Here is a 767-nt window from a genome sequence, read left to right on the forward strand (position 1 = left end):
GGCCGGTCCCCCGCCACATCTTGTGCAGGTCGCCTGGCAGCGACCCGGCCGCGCAGATGACGACGTCGGCATCGTCCATGGCGCGGTTGGTGGCGCCGATGATCTCGTTCTGTGCCGGCAGCGGCGTGAACCGGGTGTCGAAGGCCTCGTCCACGGTGGCGTCCCAACGCTGCTTCTCGGCCGCGATTGTCTGCTCAAGGTCCGCGCCCACACGGTAGCCGCCCAGGGCCTGGTTGAGCTTATCCAGGGCCTTGCGGGCGTCAGCGACGATCGGCAGGTGCGTGCCGTGCTTGTACGCATCGATCGCCGCGACGTTGATGTTGATGAAGCGCACGTCCGGGTTCTGGAACGCGGTCCGGGACGCGGTAGTGAAGTCCTCATACCTGGTGCCGACGCCGATGACCAGGTCAGCCTCGGCAGCGATGGCGTTCGCCGCCGTCGTGCCCGTGGAGCCAATGGCTCCGAGGGACTGGGCGTGGTCCCAGGGCAGGACGCCGACCCCTGCCTGGGTGTTCCCCACCGGGATGCCTGTCAGCTCCGCGAACCTGGCGAGTTCGTCGTTGGCGTAGGCGTAGAGGACACCGCCGCCGGCAATAACCAGCGGCCGCTTCGCCGCCCTGATAGCTGCAGCGGCGCGGGCGATGTCCTCGTCCTCGGCGTCCGGGCGGCGGATCCGCCACTCCCGCTCGGCCAGGAACTCCTCGGGCACGTCGAAGGCCTCGGCCTGGACATCCTGCGGCAGCGAAATGGTCACCGCCCCGGTCTCC

1 pseudogene is annotated in these 767 nt (G+C 69.2%); it reads right to left on the minus strand.

What is annotated here, in order from left to right:
• A pseudogene (locus AU175_RS22300) lies at nucleotides 1–767 on the minus strand (3D-(3,5/4)-trihydroxycyclohexane-1,2-dione acylhydrolase (decyclizing)); the annotation flags it as partial.

The organism is Arthrobacter sp. B6 (genome assembly GCF_001663775.1).
Classification (GTDB): domain Bacteria; phylum Actinomycetota; class Actinomycetes; order Actinomycetales; family Micrococcaceae; genus Arthrobacter.